The organism is Nostoc sp. (assembly GCF_036917135.1).
Lineage (GTDB): Bacteria > Cyanobacteriota > Cyanobacteriia > Cyanobacteriales > Nostocaceae > Nostoc.
This window is the reverse complement of sequence record NZ_JBALEA010000023.1, coordinates 139,528-156,139: the sequence shown is the minus strand read 5'-3', so window position 1 is coordinate 156,139 and position 16,612 is coordinate 139,528. Positions and strand designations below refer to the sequence as shown.

Below are 16,612 nucleotides of genomic sequence, written 5' to 3'. Positions count from 1 at the left end.
ATCAAACAATTTTGGATTTTAGATTTGCAATTTTGGATTGAAAAAGACCATTCGGTACTTGGCCAAAAAACTTTTTAATCCCAAATCCAAAATCGGTACGTTTTCGTCGTTAGTAATCCCTCTGAAATCGTCAAAAAGTGTTCAGGTTCAAAAGCTGATTATGACCAATCCTACAGAACTACTGCGATCGCGCTACGGTGAAGTTCCCTTCAATCACGAAATTGACTGGAACGATTCTCTAGAAACGCTAATAGCCCACCGTTCAGTTCGGTCTTATCTATCCGATCCTTTACCACCAGGAACCCTGGAATGGCTAGTTGCTGCTGCTCAATCTGCTCCTAGTTCAGCTAATATGCAAACTTGGAGTGTGGTAGCAGTTGAAGATCAAGAGCGCAAAGCCGAATTATGCAGGCTGGCTAATAACCAAGTATGGATTAACCAAGCTCCCGTATTCTTCGTTTGGTTAGCAGATTTAGGTCGTCTAGCTCATGTTGCTGACAGTTGCGGACTAACTCCCGTAGCTCTGGATTACGTAGAACTGTTGGTTAAAGCAATAGTGGATGCTTCAGTCGCAGCCCAAAATGCGATTGTCGCTGCTGAATCTATTGGTTTAGGAACGGTGTATATCGGCGCAATCCGCAAAAATACTCAAGAGGTAGCCACATTATTAAATTTGCCACCTTTTGTGTTCCCTGTGTTTGGGTTGTGTGTGGGTTATCCCAATCCGGAAGTACAACCTGTTGTTAAGCCGCGTCTACCCCAGCCAGCTGTATTTCACCGGGAAACCTATAAATTGGCAGAGCAAGATGATGCGATCGCTCACTATAATGATATCATGAAAGAGTTCTACACTGAACAAAATATGAATGTCGCTGGTGATTGGTCGCAACACTCAGCCGAGCGAATAGCCACTTTAGACTATTTAAAAGGGTGTAAGGATTTGCGTGAGACTCTGAATAACTTCGGCTTCAAGTTGTTATAAAAGGAGTCAACAGCCAATAAGGTTCGGTTAAGAATATTTGTAGGTTGGGTTTCACTTCGTTCAAGCCAACCTACATATTAACTTCTGATATCTGCACCAAAGCTTCTGACATTTAAAGACTCAAAACCCTACACTGAGTCTCAAAAGATGATTTCGGTGCGTAAGTCCTAAAATAGACCCGCTAACTCGCCAGCCCCAGCAATTCTCCTGCTTAAAACCTTTGTACGAATTTGGGGAATCTGAAGGCATTTAAGCAGTCCACAGGCAAAGGATTTAATAGGTATTCCAGCAAGCTTTATCTTTCAAAAAAGGGCTGACCTGTCAGAATAGCTCTTGTCATGAGAATTGCTGATCAAAAATGTAGAATTAACCCGCGAAACAAAAGGAGCTTCAAACAATGAATAATCTATCTACCAAAGACCTCAACAGACTACGCTCTCAAGGCAAAATAATTGTTAGTCGAGTGGAGATTTTCATAGAAACTTACTTATCAGAAGTCTCCCTTGATGAGAATCTGGTTAACCAAACCTTAGAAGAGATCATCAAGGCTGCGAATAACTTAACAACCGCAGCATCCAAGATGAAAACCGCCGAAGCCGTACATAAACTCAACGGTTCAAAATAGTTTAATAGTGCTGACTTTAGCCCCATAGCTAAATAATGGGGATTGAATACAGTTCCGTTAGCGGATAGCTAAGGTTTAGACCGTGCTGAGTAATCTATGCTAGATACTCAGCACTATTTTGGTTATGGAGATAAATGAATCTAGCCTATTAGGAAATACCATGCTCAAAGGGATAATTTCAAAGTTAAATAACTCGCTACAAAGAAATACAATTGTACGTAACCTGGAGTTTTTTCAAGACTTTATTATCATTTCTCTCTGCCTTGGTTTATTCTGTGTGATGCTCATCCGACTGGGAGATATGTTCTTCTCCTTTTTGAGTCCATTAGATTTGCGGCAAGTAACATCTGATATCCTATTCATTTTGATTTTGGTAGAGTTGTTCCGCCTGTTAATTGATCATCTACAACAACAGCGAACATCCGTGGCCGCAGCAGTCGAAATTACTATTGTTTCTGCTTTAAGAGAGGTAATTTTACGTGGTGTACTCGAAGTTCCCCGTGACCAAATTTTTGGAATAGCTGCATTTTTATTAGTACTAGCGGGAATCCTTGTAACTTTACCTTGGATATCTCGCTTTTTTGAGCAGGTCAAAATTGCTACCCCAGAAACAACGCAAACTTTGGCTGAAAATCTTCTATCTTCTGATTAATTGTAACCACACATACTGTTTGAAAATTAGTTCGCGATCGCAATAAGTTTTGCCAGGTGTATGATATTTTACTGGTACACTCAATGTTGTCTGATTTTGTGAATGAGTTGATTACAGCAGATTGCGCTTTAATCGAATACATGTAGAGACGTAGCAGTGCTACGTCTCTACATGGTTTTGGGTTTTATATATGTACTTCATTTACCTGAAATCTGCTGTAATTTTCGCCTTCCCGCAGGGTAGGGGCGCAGAAGCAAGCAGATAATTAGCCACTAATTAATGAAAGTTTATACTTAGAACAACCCTAGCTATACCTAAACTGACAGTTAAAACAGCAGATAGTAGACCATCAATGTCAAAATACTGAATCTTATGATGGGAAAATAAAGGTGAGTAATGTCCAACCCCAAACTTGCTAGGCCATTCACCCAAAACAGATAAACAGCGACTTTCATCAGTCAAAATCTATGACTTCAACGGTTCCCACTCAAACTCGAAAGCCGCCCACCCAAGCAATAGGAGCCAAAATCTTCCACTCTTGTAACATCATTAGTCTATTTATCATGCTCACCAGTGGACTACAAATTTACAACGCCAACCCTGTTTTTGGTGGACGTGGAGGTTTGCACATTCCTCCGATATTTACCTTAGGAGGTTGGCTTGCAGGAGGTAGACACTGGCATTTTGCAGCAATGTGGCTATTCTCGTTAAATCTCTTGTGGTATGGAATTTACGTTTTAATTACCCGACGCTGGCGACATCGATTTGTCGGTGCCAATGATTTCAAAGCATTACAAAAAAGTCAAAATTCCCAGCGTCTAATTTATGCTTGGCATCGGATTGCTTATACAGCAATTATTCCTATCTTGCTACTGGCGTTATTTACAGGCATAGGAATGTATAAACCTGCTCAATTTCCCTGGATTTTAGATATGTTTGGCAGTTGGCAAGCATTGCGAATCGTTCACTTTGCCTCAGTGCCGATGGTTGTCTTATTTGCAGTGATTCACTCAGGGTTAGGGCGGAAAGCTGGAGGCATTCAACTCACAGAATCGATGTTTTAGTAAACAATCTTTTTTTTACCGATAAATATGAACTTTTTTGATAAATTGAATCGAAATATCTTGCAAAATCAAAGCTTACTGTTTGTAGGACTTGATCCAAATCCAGAAATGATGCCTGTGCGTTATGAATCGGAAGAACTCATTGCCGGTTTGGAAAAGTGGTTAAAATTCATTATTGCAGAAACTGCTGATTTTGTTTGTGCCTATAAACCGACACTTGGCTTTTACGAAGCGTTAGGTATTCCCGGTTTAGAACTGCTGTACAAAACTTTAGCAGCTATTCCAGATCACATCCCAGTTATTTTAGATGCCAAACACAGTGACTTAAATACTAGTACAATCTTTGCCCGCACTGTGTTTACAGAATGGCAGGTAGATGCAATCACTCTCAGTCCCTATACAGGACAAGATCATGTAGCACCTTTTTTGGTCTATCCTGATAAAGCGGTGTTTATTTTATGCTGTACTTCTAATCGAGGTGCAGAAGCTTTACAGCAATATCCGACAAAGGAATCACCCCTTTATTTACAAGTAGTAAAAGAATCAAAAACCTGGGGAACTCCAGAACAATTGGGTTTGGAAGTTGGTACTACAAATCCTGAAGTTTTAGCACTTATTCGAGCCATTGCGCCGGAAAGAATTATTATGGCGCGTAGCATCTGGGCGGAGGGTCAAAACCTGAAGCAAATTTTAGAAGCAGGTTTGAATACTAACGGTGATGGTTTGCTGATTCCTGTTCCTCAAGATGTGTTGTCAAACACACAATTATCTCACGATATCCAATCTCTACGCGCAGAAATTAATCAAATCAAAACTGAAATTATTCATGAAAATTCCACTTGTTCTGTGTGGTTCTCTGATGTTTGTTTGCTAAATCAGCACCCACAACAAGATTTAATTTTACAACTTTATGACATTGACTGTATTATGTTTGGCAGCTTTGTCCAAGCATCAGGAGCCATATTTCCTTATTACATCGACTTACGCAAAATTATTTCCAATCCCCAAGTTTTTAATCAGGTTCTCAGTGCATATCAGGATATTTTGAAGAATCTGATTTTTGATCGGTTAGCAGGTATTCCCTACGGTTCTTTGCCTACGGCTACTGGTTTGGCTTTGCGCCTTCATTGTCCAATGATTTTTCCACGGAAAGAGGTGAAGGCACACGGAACTCGGAGAGTCATTGAGGGTAACTTTTATCCTGGTGAAATAGTTGTGGTGGTTGACGATATTCTCATTAGCGGCAAAAGTGTCATGGAAGGGGCAGGAAAGTTGGAATCAGCAGGATTAAAGGTTAATGATATTGTGGTATTTATCGACCATGAACAAGGAGTGAAAGATCGGTTACAGCAAAATGGTTATCGCAGTCATGCGGTTTTAACTATTTCCGAAATTACTAATACTCTGTATCAAGCAGGGCGAATAAATGAGGAGCAATTTTTAGCTTTTGCTGAAAGTTAGTAGTTGGAATAATTGAGAGTGAGGAATGGGGAAAGATTTTTCTTATCTCCTTCCTCTTGGGCATATTTAATTACCGGGTTCAATGTAGTAACTAGAATAATTTTGATTTTGAAATTAATTATGAATTTTTCACTGAATCAACTACTTAAATGGTTAATCTTTACGCTGCTATTTCCTCTAGTTTTTATCAATGGTTGGCTAGCATTTTTGCTTATTAAAAGTTTTCAACCTGTTGTCACAATTCTTGTCTTGGCTACTTTACTTGCATTCATTTTAAACTACCCTGTTTCGATTCTCCAACAGGGGGGAGTTAAACGCAGCTATGCAGTAGCATTAGTTTTTATATTAGCATTGGTAATTGTTGCTGCTTTGGGTATCACTTTAGTTCCCATTGTTTTAGAGCAATTTAATGAGATGGTTAAAGTCTTTCCCCAATGGGTTGATTCTAGCGAAGAAAAACTTCAGATTGTAAATGATTGGTTTTTTAGACACAAATTAAATGTAAATATAAGTGAGTTACTAACACAAATAACTGACAAATTACCCAATGAGTTAGAGTTTTTTTCAGATAAACTTTTAAGCATTATTCTAGATACTATTGATAGTGTTTCTGAGTCATTAATCACAGTAGTACTAACTTTTTACCTGTTGTTAGATGGCCCAAGAATTTGGGAGAGTATATTTAAGAAGTTACCGGGAAATTTTGCCCAGAAGGTAAGTCAATCTATTCAGCAAAACTTCCAAAATTACTTGATTGGTCAGGTAAGTTTGGCTTTACTGATGGGTGTTTCAGTAACATTATTGTTTTTAGGTTTTCAAGTCCAGTTTGGTTTACTCTTTGGTTTGGGAGTTGGGGTTTTGAGCTTAATTCCCTTTGGCGATGTCGTCAGTCTGATTGTAATCACTTTCATCATAGCTACACACGACTTTTGGCTAGCAGTGAAGGTTTTGGCGGTAGCTATTGTCATTGACCAGTTAATTGATCAGGCGATCGCACCTCGATTATTAGGTAAATTTACTGGGCTTAGACCTATATGGGTATTAATTGCTTTGCTTGTCGGCACCAATGTTGGCGGAGTCTTAGGTTTGCTAGTCGCGGTACCTGTAGCTGGTTTTATCAAAGATATAGCAGATGGTTTTTCTACATCTGGTAATTCTGATCAGATGGGTGAGGGTGAAGCAGCATCAGAATTGTTACCAAAGGAATCAATATCGCAATGAGTCATCAGTTTTAACAGTATCTTTAACTATACGGAAGTTTTGATTTTCAATCATATTAGGGACTGACAAGATATAAATTATCCATTTTGTGTGGTGGGCAACATGAGCGCCCTAAATCTGGAACGGGTGGGGACACCCATCCCACAAGAAAATTTGGGATGTTTTTTATTTGTCAGTCCCTTACTGCTATATCCTAAACTTATTATAAACATCTGTGGGTAGATGGGCATTGCCCACTCAAAAAGAATCGCACAAAAAAGCCCCTAGCATTTCTACTAGGGGTGATAAATAATACCATTTCACTTGATGTTTGTCTGAGATAACCCTGTTAGTGTCTTTGCTCTACGCAAGAGGCTGGAGTGTTTCTCAAAAGTTACGGGGTATAGAATTAGCCAGCATTGGCCAACAGTAACTCTCGTTTTTCTGATTTTTGGACTCTCACCTGAGAGTCATCATCAACATCGACGAGGGCTGTGTCTCCATTTGTGATTTCACCAGACAGCATTGCTTCGGCGAGAGAATCTTCTAAAAGGCGCATAATTGCCCTACGCAATGGTCTAGCACCATAGCTGGGATTGTAGCCTTCTTGTACCACAAGCTCTTTGAAGCGATCGCTAACTTCCAAGATAATTCCCTTTTCCGTCAACCGACCAGCAACTTCACGAAGCATAATCTCAGCGATTTGCTTAACTTCATCCCTGGATAGTTGGGTGAAGACGATAATCTCATCGAGACGGTTAAGGAACTCAGGACGGAAGTAAGCTTTCAATTCCTCATTTACCAAGGTGCGGATGCGGTTATAGCTAGCGTCAGCTTGAGTGTCGAAGTCAAAGCCTAAGCCACTACCACCTTTTTCAATCACCTTGGAACCGATGTTAGAAGTCAAAATGATCAGCGTGTTCTTGAAGTCCACTTTCCGACCTTTGGCATCGGTAAGATGACCGTCATCCAAGAGTTGCAGCAGCATATTGAATACATCGGGATGCGCTTTTTCGATTTCGTCGAATAGCAGCACTGAGTATGGTTTCCGCCGCACGGCTTCTGTAAGTTGTCCGCCTTCATCGTATCCTACATAACCAGGAGGTGAACCAATTAGCTTGGCGACGGTGTGGCTTTCCATGTATTCGGACATATCTAACCGAATCATCGAATCTTCCGCACCGAAGAAGTAGGCGGCTAATGCCTTCGCCAATTCGGTTTTACCAACTCCAGTGGGGCCAGAGAAGATAAAGCTGGCAATGGGACGATTGGGATTTTTTAATCCCACGCGGGCGCGACGGATACCGCGAGATACTGCCGAGACTGCTTGCTCTTGTCCAATGAGTCGCTGATGCAGAGTGTCTTCTAGATGCAAAAGCAACTCTGACTCAGATTCAGTGAGTTTGTTGACTGGTACGCCAGTCCAAGAGGCAACGATTTGAGCGATGTCTTCTTCGTCAACTACAGTCGAGTTGACAGGTTGCTCGTTTGGTGTAAACGTTGCTTGCAGTTGTTCTGCGAGTTTCAATTCTTGGTCGCGCAATTGTATAGCTTTGTCAAAATCTTGGACTCTGACTGCTGCTTCTTTTTCTTTGGTAACGCCAGCGAGTTCACGCTTAAGTTCTTTATTGGGAGAACTTTGGGAGTTCCGCAGACGAACGCGAGAACCTGCTTCATCAATCAAGTCTATTGCCTTATCGGGCAAGAAGCGATCGCTAATATAGCGGTCTGATAATTCGGCTGCTGCTACAAGTGCTGCATCCAAAATTGTGACTTTGTGGTGTTGTTCATAAGCACCGCGCAAGCCGTAAAGAATCTGTACGGTTTCCTCTACTGAGGGTTCCCCAACTTTAATTGGTTGGAAACGACGCTCTAGGGCGGCATCGCGCTCAATATGCTTACGATATTCATCAAGGGTAGTTGCGCCGATGCACTGGAGTTCACCTCGTGCTAAGGCAGGTTTGAGGATGTTAGCTGCATCCAAGCCACCTTCTGTACCGCCAGCACCAACCAAGGTGTGAATTTCGTCAATCACCAGGATGATGTTGCCGACAGTGCGAACTTCTTCTACGACTTTTTTGATGCGTTCTTCAAAATCGCCACGGAAGCGAGTTCCAGCTACCAATGACCCCATATCGAGGCTGATAACTTGCTTGCCTTGTAAGGTTTCGGGAACATCTTGGTTGATAATACGTTGAGCTAGACCTTCTGCGATCGCAGTTTTGCCAACTCCTGGTTCTCCAATCAACACTGGGTTATTCTTAGTGCGGCGACCGAGAATTTGAATCGCCCGCTCAATTTCCTTCTCACGACCAACTACCGGGTCGAGTCTGCCTTCTTGGGCTAATTTGGTCAAATTCCTGCCATACTCTTCCATCGTTAGCGGTTGGGTGCGCTTTTGACTACCACTACCAGCGAAAGCTGGTGAATTTTCACCCAAACGGCGAACGATGGCACTGCGGACACTCTTAAAGTCAACTCCTAGATTTTGCAGCACTTTGGCGGCGACACCTTCACCAGCCTCGGTCAATCCTAAGAGTAAGTGTTCAGTGTTAATGTAATTCTGTCCCAAACTATGAGCTTCTTTAAAGGATTGCTCGAAGAGGCTTTTCACCTTGGGGGTAAAAGGGATTTCTGGTGGTACAAAGCCAGAACCCCTACCAATAATTTTTTCTACCTCGCGGCGGGCATCTTTGAGGTTAACGCCTAATTCGGCCAGCACTTTAGCAGCAACTCCAGTTCCTTCTCCCATCAAACCCAGGAGAATTTGTTCAGTTCCTACGAAATTGTGTCCCAGGCGACGTGCTTCCTCCTGAGCTAACATAATTACTCTAATGGCTTCGGAAGTGAAGTGTTCAAACATAATGGGTTATTGCTCCCTCGCTGCTTGGACTTTGGGTGAGATAAAATTCACCCTCATCTAAAGTTTTTTGTATTTTCTTAAGGACTAATGTAACTTTATTTAAAGTTAAGTGGCAGTGGTGAGAGCCGTAAGACATCAGGTGTACTTGCCGTCTAATGTTAGTTAAGAGTGGGGAGTGATGAGTTAGGAGTTTTGGCTAAGTAAGGGGTTATCAATTTTACAATTAGTTTTTCCGTGCAGAAGATTATTTGATTTTGCCTTTTCTGCTCCTCTGCTCTCGGCTAAACTTAAAAACCAAGACTCAGCACTCTTAACTTATAACTCTTAACTCCTAACTCCTAACTTTTTACTCAGGATTGACGATGACTGAAGCAATGGCTGGCAAAGACCAACAACATCCACTTTATAACCGCGATCGCCCCCTTATTGATATTTTACTCTCTCAAGAGGCGACAGACTATAACTTAGCAGAATTCGGTAGACTGCGAATGCGTTATCAAGGGTTTCCAGGGGCAAGAGACATCCAAAAAGACTTAGATAAAGTCTTGCAGCAGTGGGGTTTGACCGAAGCCGAGCTTTTTGAGAAAACTCGTCAAATTCACGATTTAGGGGGAATTTATAAAAGTCGTGGTAAGAAAGACGAACAGGATTGGAATTAGGGAATAGGGCATGGGGCATTGTGTGTGCTATTTCTTCCTTTGGCAATGCATCGCCCGTATAACTCCGGTTATTTTGATTATTATTAAGTGGGCGGAAGTGGTGTAATTATATAGCAGTTATCATTTACGTGAGTTACACCCGTAGGGGCACGGCATTGCCGTGCCCCTACACCTCGTGATGTAACCTTGTACTGCATCTGAATGGGAACCGCTATATCTACTGCGATCGCTGAGTGTCTAACGCCCTTTTATTACTCTGAAAAAATAAAATATTTGTAGGTTAAGTTGAGCAAAGTGAAACCCAACAAAATCAACGATTATTGCTGTTGGGTTTAGGAACGAAACCAGGCAGTGGTGTTGATGAGCTTCAACACACTTGCTTTGCAGTAAAATACCCTACTTAAAATTGTCAACCTGTGTTACCTCTTTCCCCGTCTCCCGTTGCTTACCATACTCCCGTAGCTGCTTCAAAAGGTCTTCTTGGGATGAATTAGAGACAGACTGACTGGGTATTGGTTGAAGGTTAGTGTCGGCAGTTTCAAAATTAGCAGGTGAGGGATTAATTGTTGTATAGATGGGTAAAGACTTGTCGTGAAACACCGGCTGTTGGGTTGGTGCTGGGGTAGGAATTAGATTCTTTGGTTTGCTCACAGCAGCTTTTACCGAGTCTAGAGTACTAGCAACTTGTACTTGTTGCTGCATCTCTTGTGTAGAAGATACTAAATGACTTAGACCATTGACCAATTGCAGCAGATTTTTGCGAAAAGTCGGATCACCTGTCAATTCATCTAAATCAGATGTAATTTTTTGGGTATTTTCAAAGGTTACTCTTGCTGAATCTAAAGTTTGTTGCAGCACCACCACATTCTTGGGATCGTTTAAGGTTTTAGAAGCATCGCGTAAATTAGCTGAGGCTTGCGCTGCATTTGCTGAAAGAGTTTCTAAGTTGTTGAGTAATTCTCCTTTAGTCAATCGATTCACAGATGGTGATAAGCTACTGACTGTAACACGCAGTTGGTTGCTGGTTTCGGTGATATTGTTCAAAGCCCCAACTAGCGCCGAACGATTTGTTGTCAACAGATTATCCAGGTTGTTCAGCAAATGATTTGCTTGAGTTGCAGTTGTACCGAATTTATTTATAGTTTGAGTTGTGGATGTGCTAAGTTGGTTTGTCGCCCGTTGCACTGAATTAGCGGTGGCGGAAAAGGTATTAAGTTGTTGTCGTAAGCTTTTGGTCAAACCTCGAAGATCCTGACTTAGCTCTGTAAAACTGGATGCTGCACCTGTAGTTGCTTCCAGAACCCCATTGATATTTTTATATACTTTTGGGTTATTGTATGTATCGGCTAGCTGAGTTGAACTACGAATTAGTTCATCAACACTGATGCCAACCTGACCTTTTAACCGAGAGCCATTACAGACTATCAGACTGGAATCACAACTTTTATCTAGGGGTTTAGCAGTTACCACCCCAGCAGGTAAGATTGTTTTTGGTGTGATGTCGATAATACTTTCGCTAATTAACCCGCTCTGATTAGCTTCCACCACTACATTCCTGGGGATAATTAGGTCAGTTTGGGCAATTTCAATCTCTACATCAATAGCATTTGGTCTAGGTCGAACGTGGGAAATAGTTCCTACCTTAACGCCACGATAGCGGACTGCTGCTCCCTTTTGCATTCCGCCAGCATTAGCAAATTCCACAATAACTTTGTATGAACGCCCAGCAGCAGTGAATCTATTTAACCACAGAAAGAGTAATCCAAATACCCCTAGTCCTAGCAGGAGTAATAACCCTACAGAACCTTCTCTAAATGTTCGCCCAGACGCGAAGCTGCTTGTCATAAGACCTCGCATTTTTTTGCCTCCACCAACAACCAACAACCAATTAGGAATTAGGAGTTGAATTTAACTCTTAACTTCTTAGTTCTTAACTCTTAACTTCTCATTCTTAACTCATAATTCCTCATTGTTAACTCCTGACTTTTAAGTTTCTAGCCGGCGACTTTAATCGGCCCTTTCACACTTCCACTGATAAATTGTCTGATCAACGGATCTTCTGTGTTGTATATTTCACTAACTGTACCCTGCCACTGCACTCTACCTTCATAGAGAAATATAAGTCTATCAGATGTGCGGCGGATGGTGCTGTCTTGGTGGGTAACAACAGCATAAGTACTACAAACCCCATGTAAACATTGCAAATAGCGGATTAAATCTTCGATTACTGTTGAGGCAATGGGATCAAGTCCGGCTGTTGGTTCATCGTATAGTAGAACTTCTGGGCCTTCGGTGGGACTATCGGGGTTAGACATAATTGCACGGGCAAAACTCACCCGTTTTCGCATTCCTCCAGAAAGTTCGGCTGGATAGAGGTTACCTACTGCTGGCAAACCTACCATCTCCAATTTTTCTTTTACCAAATCTTGAATGCGCGATCGCGGCAGCTTGGAATTTTGATAAAGTAAAAATCCCACATTCTCATCCACCGTCAGCGAATCAAATAGCGCCGCCTGCTGAAATACCATACCAATGCCAACCTGCTGGCCACCATCCTCAATCAAACCGTCTCGCCGCACTCCTTGCACATAAATTTCCCCTTCATCGGGACTAAGTAACCCCGCCATTATCCGTAAAATTGTTGATTTACCAGTCCCCGATGGCCCAATAATCCCCAGTGCTTCTCCCCGATGAATGGTCAAGTCTACATTATCTAGAACTTTATGGCTACCAAAGGACTTAGAAACACCTTTCAGTTCAATCAATGGTTCAGTCATTAGTTATTAGTCACTTGTACTGAGTTTCGACTACGCTCAACTACCGCGTAGTCGTTGGCGCAGCCTCTCGTAGAGAAGTATTGGTCATTGGTCATTGGTCAGTAGAAAATAAACAAATGACTACTGACAACTAACAAAGGACAAATATGCCCAACAGTGATGTCATCGTTATTGTTAGGGCATTGAAAATTACATTATCAGTATACGATTGGTATTCTGATTAGCAAACTTTATTTTTTAGTCCTATTAACCCTCCAAAATCCTCTCAAGGCAATGCTTAGTAACACACCCTAGTAATTGAATGTCTTAGCGAGGCGGAAGTAGCACTCCAGTTTTCTATGGACATCAGCAAGTCTATAACTAGTACCAGATTACTATAAGATGGAGCTAAAACTACTCAGATAACAACAAGAACTAACTAACTTACTATTAGCCTTTCAAGGTGACTCAGAAAATCTCTAATTTCCTCTCTGCGCTGCGCCAGTTGCTACAAGTCGGGGAACCCGCCCAACGCACTGGCTTCTCCGTGCCTCTGCGGTTTAAAAGTAATTTATCTAACCTTATTAGGTGCAGATAACACAGAGTCAAGAGGGATTCTTTGACCAAAATTTTCCCCACCTTGAAAGGGCTACTAACTTACTATTTATACGTTGACATAAAGCATATAATATGTACTTAAGGTAAAAGCCATTATAGAAACAGATTTTAAAAGAGTTTGAGCTGAAGTTGACACCAATGAGCAATGCGCTTTACCCCTACAACGCGGGTCTATTTACCATCAAAGTATAATAACTACTGTTAAAAATCAAAATAGAAATTATGAGTAGGCAATTAGAACAGTTTGCAAGTGATAATTCTTCTGGCATTTGTCCTGAAGCCCTGGAATATATGATTAGGGCAAATCAAGGTAGTGTTCCAGCTTATGGAAATGATGAATGGACTCAAAAAGCTAGTGATTATTTTCGGGAACTTTTTGAAATTGATTGTGAAGTATTTTTTACCTTTAACGGTACAGCCGCAAATTCTTTATCTTTAGCTGCCCTTTGTCAATCATATCACAGCGTTATTTGCCATGAAACATCTCACATAGAAACAGATGAATGTGGCGCACCTGAATTTGCATCTAATGGCTCTAAGCTATTACTTGCTCCAGGTAAAAACGGCAAGTTAACATCAGAGGCTATAGAGGCAATTGTCACCAGACGTACTGATATTCATTATCCCAAACCTAAAGTTATTAGCGTTACACAATCAACTGAATTAGGAACTTTATACTCTATTGATGAGCTTTTAAATATTAAAGAAGTTGCTAAAAAATATAATTTAAAGATTCACATGGATGGCGCTCGTTTTGCAAATGCAGTTGCTGCTATGAATAAAAGCCCTGCTGAAATTACTTGGAAAAGTGGAGTTGATGTATTGTGCTTTTGTGGTACTAAGAATGGGATGGCATTAGGTGAAGCGATTCTTTTCTTCAACAAAGCCTTAGCTGAGGATTTTGATTATCGGTGCAAGCAAGCAGGTCAGCTAGCCTCAAAAATGCGGTTTATTTCTGCTCCCTGGTTGGGTTTATTGGAAACTGGTGCTTGGCTAAAAAATGCTAGACATGCCAATCAATGTGCTGAATACTTAGAAAATCACCTGTTAAATATAGAAGGCGTTGATTTGATGTTTCCTAGAGAAGCTAACGCCGTGTTTGTGAAATTACCTGAACAAGTCATTCAGAGTTTAAAAACAAAGAACTGGCAGTTTTATACATTTATTGGTGTGGGCGGAGTACGTTTTATGTGTTCTTGGAACACTACTCAATCAAGGATTGATGAATTGATTGGTGATATTAAAAATGCAACTAAGTAAGTGTGCATGAATAATCAAAGGTTTGTCGTCAGGGACTATATCTACTTAGGACAAACCTTTAATTGATTTTACATTGCGTAAGAGGTTGTTTGAAAAGTATTTCGCTGTGACTTTAGGCACTTTAGATCCCCCCTAACCCCCTTAAAAAGGGGGGAACCGGAATCAAAGTCCCCCAATTTATCGGGGGATTTAGGGGGATCTAAAATTTTTGATACTGGCAAGAGGACTTTTCAAACATCCTCTAATATGGGTTTATTTATTTTTGCCTAATTGCTTATTTTACATGGAATTTAAACTGCCGTTTTGATTCCTGCCACAATCCCAAATGGTTATTTTTAGCATTGGCTTCTGCAATTAAAAATTGGGTTTTAGTCTCATAGCAATTTTCTAAAGATTCCCGGTCAACGACAGCATTACCTGACTCTACCAAAAGGAGATTTACTGACCGATTATCCACAAACACTTCACCAACTGGTTTACCATTTTTGAGTTGTTCTGTAGTTCTAATCACGACACGACTTTGAGGTGGTAGTAGCTGTTTAAGCCTTTGTGTTGCTGCTAAACCTGATTGCTGCTCACTTGCCTCTGGTGCATTAATACACGCTAGCTTTATTGTAGTTGTTTGTCCGGCATTATCTTTAACCAAAATTGTGTTACTGTCTGCAACACCAACTATTGTGGCTAGCACTAAAATTAGTTCAACTAAAGACATAGTTTTGTCTGCAATATTTTCTGAATAAATATAATTTTATTTCAGTGCTTAGGTTATTAGTGTGATTTAACTCACAAGATATAGATATTATCTATTAATGATATTTATTGCAAATACCTGGCATTTATATCAAAACTTCATTGAAGAATTACAGGTAATTCAACACTCACGGTAGTTCCTGTCAAGAGGTCAGAAGATATTAACAGTTTACCAGTATGAGCATTGACGATGCGTTTGCTAATAGCAAGTCCTAGTCCAGTACCACAAGATTTTGTAGAGAAGAATGGCTGAAAAAGTTTGGCGATAACTTCCGATGAAATTACCTCGCCACCATTGTGGACATTAATGCAAACTTTATCTGTATGGGAACAATCTACTTGCCATTTAACAATATCTCCTACTGAAACTGCTTCGCAAGCATTACGAACAATGTTGATGAATACTTGTTTAAGTTTGTCTTTATCTCCTAAAAATTTCACTGTCGGCGATGCCGGAATAAATTCAATTTTTCGTTCCAAAGCTTCTGGCATTTCACGAATGCATACAAGCAACTCATGAATGAATTCATTCACCTCTAATTCACAAAGTTGCAATACTTGGGGCTTGGCGTAAAGCAAAATTTCACTTAGCAAACGTTCTAAACGACTAGCTTCGCTCAATGCCAACGCTAATCGCTCTTGAGCAGATTCAGTCAGAATAGTTTTTTGGAAATACTTCAATCCCATGAGCATTGTAGTTAAGGGATTACGAATTTCATGCACAATAATAGCAGCAAATTCACCAATAGCTGCCAGTCGTTCCTGTTCTAAAAGCTTGGCTTGGGCTGCTTGTAATTCGGCGGTGCGTTTTTCTACCTCAATCTCTAGAATATGATTAAATTTACACTGTTGTTGATAGAGATGATAGTTGTCAATTGCTGTTGCAGCTCGTTCAGCAAATAATTCTACTATTTGAATGTCTTCTTTTATAAAATTACGTGGTTGTTGATTAAAAGAACAGATAGTACCAATCACTTCGCTTTCTGCAGTCCGCAATGGTATCCCTAAATATGCACAATAACCTTCTGGTGCTTGTCCATACTCTGGATATTTTTGAGCATCTTCCACCGCTAATGAATGACCAGTTTCGATAACAGTACCAGTTAGTAAACCATGTAGTGCATAAATATGTTCGCCTTCGCCCATTTCGAGACTACTCGCTAGAACAGTTTCAAACCCTTCTTGGCAAAAGGTAACTACTGTCCAATCAACTCCTATAAGTTCGCTGACTCCGCAAGCAATGTTGTGCAAATAGCTACGCAGTTCGCCAGTTCGATAGTTCAAAGAAGACAAACGTGCGATGATTTGCCGCTCACGTTGCCAAGTTTGCTTGTGCAATAACATTTCGTCATCACTGGTTTTGCTCATGGATGCTTATTGCATGAGTGGGGAGTGGGGAGTGGGGAAGAAGGAAGGTAGAAGTGTAAGAAGATGTTTTAAAAGTCTTTCACTGTGATTTTAGGCACTTCTAGATCCCCCCTAACCCCCCTTTTTAAGGGGGGAACAGGAATCAAATATTTTTCACATTACTTAACCTACTTTGATTTATTCTCGCCTACTTACTGAGTTTTTTTTAATAAAATAGGAGTGTTATTGTAGGATGATATTTAAGTCTGATTATTTTAGTTGTTTGACTTTCTGGAGATATTTATAATTCTCGATTACCAATCTCCAATGATTTAACACACCATTGTATTTTAATAGTTTTAACTCCTAAGTTTC

The 16,612-nt window shown here is 40.7% G+C and carries 13 protein-coding genes; 8 read left to right on the top strand and 5 right to left on the bottom strand.

The window, feature by feature from the left end; translation table 11 throughout:
* Positions 1-160 precede the first annotated feature (160 nt).
* The 6 genes from V7K50_RS05365 (at position 161) to V7K50_RS05340 (ending at position 6,005) form a co-directional block, all read left to right on the top strand.
* Positions 161-982 (top strand): NADPH-dependent oxidoreductase, encoded by an 822-nt coding sequence (locus V7K50_RS05365; RefSeq protein WP_334957963.1) that lies wholly within the window; start codon positions 161-163, stop codon positions 980-982.
* A 397-nt stretch (positions 983-1,379) separates the two neighbouring features.
* Complete coding sequence (locus V7K50_RS05360; RefSeq protein WP_334957962.1) at positions 1,380-1,607, top strand: hypothetical protein; 228 nt, start codon at positions 1,380-1,382, stop codon at positions 1,605-1,607.
* A gap of 160 nt (positions 1,608-1,767) precedes the next feature.
* Entirely contained in the window at positions 1,768-2,259 is a 492-nt protein-coding gene (locus V7K50_RS05355; protein ID WP_334958371.1) for a phosphate-starvation-inducible PsiE family protein, read from the top strand.
* Positions 2,260-2,726: 467 nt separating this feature from the next.
* The gene (locus V7K50_RS05350) at positions 2,727-3,323 is read left to right on the top strand and encodes a cytochrome b/b6 domain-containing protein (RefSeq protein ID WP_334957960.1); all 597 of its coding nucleotides are present in this window, start codon (positions 2,727-2,729) and stop codon (positions 3,321-3,323) included.
* Between the two features lie 27 nt (positions 3,324-3,350).
* On the top strand, positions 3,351-4,784 hold the full coding sequence (locus tag V7K50_RS05345; protein ID WP_334957958.1) for a bifunctional orotidine-5'-phosphate decarboxylase/orotate phosphoribosyltransferase: 1,434 nt from the start codon (positions 3,351-3,353) through the stop codon (positions 4,782-4,784).
* Positions 4,785-4,904: 120 nt separating this feature from the next.
* Positions 4,905-6,005 carry an AI-2E family transporter gene (locus V7K50_RS05340; RefSeq protein ID WP_334957956.1) on the top strand — a complete coding sequence of 367 codons (1,101 nt, stop codon included), beginning with the start codon at positions 4,905-4,907 and terminating at the stop codon, positions 6,003-6,005.
* Positions 6,006-6,393: 388 nt separating this feature from the next.
* Here the strand turns inward: V7K50_RS05340 and V7K50_RS05335 are convergent, their stop codons facing one another.
* Positions 6,394-8,847, bottom strand: coding sequence for an ATP-dependent Clp protease ATP-binding subunit (locus V7K50_RS05335; protein WP_334957954.1), 2,454 nt, complete (start codon positions 8,845-8,847; stop codon positions 6,394-6,396).
* Positions 8,848-9,209: 362 nt separating this feature from the next.
* Here V7K50_RS05335 and V7K50_RS05330 point away from each other — a divergent pair, with 362 nt between their 5' ends.
* On the top strand, positions 9,210-9,506 hold the full coding sequence (locus tag V7K50_RS05330) for a DUF3288 family protein (RefSeq protein WP_334803360.1): 297 nt from the start codon (positions 9,210-9,212) through the stop codon (positions 9,504-9,506).
* 396 nt (positions 9,507-9,902) lie between these two features.
* On the opposite strand, the gene V7K50_RS05325 is transcribed toward V7K50_RS05330, so the two are convergent.
* Positions 9,903-11,363, bottom strand: coding sequence for an MlaD family protein (locus V7K50_RS05325; RefSeq protein WP_334957952.1), 1,461 nt, complete (start codon positions 11,361-11,363; stop codon positions 9,903-9,905).
* Between the two features lie 137 nt (positions 11,364-11,500).
* The gene (locus V7K50_RS05320) at positions 11,501-12,283 is read right to left on the bottom strand and encodes an ABC transporter ATP-binding protein (RefSeq protein ID WP_334803358.1); all 783 of its coding nucleotides are present in this window, start codon (positions 12,281-12,283) and stop codon (positions 11,501-11,503) included.
* A gap of 819 nt (positions 12,284-13,102) precedes the next feature.
* On the opposite strand from V7K50_RS05320, the gene V7K50_RS05315 reads away from it, so the two are divergent.
* Positions 13,103-14,140 (top strand): threonine aldolase family protein, encoded by a 1,038-nt coding sequence (locus V7K50_RS05315; RefSeq protein ID WP_334957950.1) that lies wholly within the window; start codon positions 13,103-13,105, stop codon positions 14,138-14,140.
* 274 nt (positions 14,141-14,414) lie between these two features.
* Here V7K50_RS05315 and V7K50_RS05310 read toward each other — a convergent pair whose 3' ends face one another.
* The gene (locus V7K50_RS05310) at positions 14,415-14,852 is read right to left on the bottom strand and encodes a thermonuclease family protein (protein ID WP_334957948.1); all 438 of its coding nucleotides are present in this window, start codon (positions 14,850-14,852) and stop codon (positions 14,415-14,417) included.
* Positions 14,853-14,989: 137 nt separating this feature from the next.
* Positions 14,990-16,258, bottom strand: coding sequence for an ATP-binding protein (locus tag V7K50_RS05305; protein ID WP_334957946.1), 1,269 nt, complete (start codon positions 16,256-16,258; stop codon positions 14,990-14,992).
* Positions 16,259-16,612 lie beyond the last annotated feature (354 nt).

What these genes read in the sequence shown, in the direction of transcription:
- V7K50_RS05365 (WP_334957963.1), top strand. Translation starts at nt 161, where the DNA reads ATGACCAATCCTACAGAACTACTGCGATCGCGCTACGGTGAAGTTCCC.
- V7K50_RS05360 (WP_334957962.1), top strand. Translation starts at nt 1,380, where the DNA reads ATGAATAATCTATCTACCAAAGACCTCAACAGACTACGCTCTCAAGGC.
- V7K50_RS05355 (WP_334958371.1), top strand. Translation starts at nt 1,768, where the DNA reads ATGCTCAAAGGGATAATTTCAAAGTTAAATAACTCGCTACAAAGAAAT.
- V7K50_RS05350 (WP_334957960.1), top strand. Translation starts at nt 2,727, where the DNA reads ATGACTTCAACGGTTCCCACTCAAACTCGAAAGCCGCCCACCCAAGCA.
- V7K50_RS05345 (WP_334957958.1), top strand. Translation starts at nt 3,351, where the DNA reads ATGAACTTTTTTGATAAATTGAATCGAAATATCTTGCAAAATCAAAGC.
- V7K50_RS05340 (WP_334957956.1), top strand. Translation starts at nt 4,905, where the DNA reads ATGAATTTTTCACTGAATCAACTACTTAAATGGTTAATCTTTACGCTG.
- V7K50_RS05335 (WP_334957954.1), bottom strand. Translation starts at nt 8,847, where the DNA reads ATGTTTGAACACTTCACTTCCGAAGCCATTAGAGTAATTATGTTAGCT.
- V7K50_RS05330 (WP_334803360.1), top strand. Translation starts at nt 9,210, where the DNA reads ATGACTGAAGCAATGGCTGGCAAAGACCAACAACATCCACTTTATAAC.
- V7K50_RS05325 (WP_334957952.1), bottom strand. Translation starts at nt 11,363, where the DNA reads ATGCGAGGTCTTATGACAAGCAGCTTCGCGTCTGGGCGAACATTTAGA.
- V7K50_RS05320 (WP_334803358.1), bottom strand. Translation starts at nt 12,283, where the DNA reads ATGACTGAACCATTGATTGAACTGAAAGGTGTTTCTAAGTCCTTTGGT.
- V7K50_RS05315 (WP_334957950.1), top strand. Translation starts at nt 13,103, where the DNA reads ATGAGTAGGCAATTAGAACAGTTTGCAAGTGATAATTCTTCTGGCATT.
- V7K50_RS05310 (WP_334957948.1), bottom strand. Translation starts at nt 14,852, where the DNA reads ATGTCTTTAGTTGAACTAATTTTAGTGCTAGCCACAATAGTTGGTGTT.
- V7K50_RS05305 (WP_334957946.1), bottom strand. Translation starts at nt 16,258, where the DNA reads ATGAGCAAAACCAGTGATGACGAAATGTTATTGCACAAGCAAACTTGG.